The 240-nt window shown below is 47.9% G+C and carries 1 protein-coding gene; it reads right to left on the reverse strand.

Annotated features, from left to right (window positions below):
- Nucleotides 1-240 (reverse strand): helix-hairpin-helix domain-containing protein (locus tag AAEY75_RS16860; protein WP_352260315.1); only part of this gene is annotated, 240 nt, incomplete at both ends.

Genomic DNA, 240 nt, shown 5'->3' on the forward strand with positions numbered 1-240 from the left:
GTCTTGTTCCGCAGCTTGTACGGCGCTTGGCAACTGACTCATTAACGCACCGCGAATCTCGTAGGCTTCATCGGCTGGCAAGTCTGGACGTAAAGTTGCCGCAAAGTCATCAAAACAGCCAGCGTTTATCAGTCCTTCAAGAGTGCGCTTGTTGACCTTTTTGATATCAACGCGACGGCAAAAATCATATAGATCTTTAAAAGGTCCTTCACGTCTTCGTGCATCGACAATAGACTCGAC

The organism is Psychrobacter sp. TB55-MNA-CIBAN-0194, assembly GCF_040309505.1.
Lineage (GTDB): Bacteria > Pseudomonadota > Gammaproteobacteria > Pseudomonadales > Moraxellaceae > Psychrobacter > Psychrobacter fozii.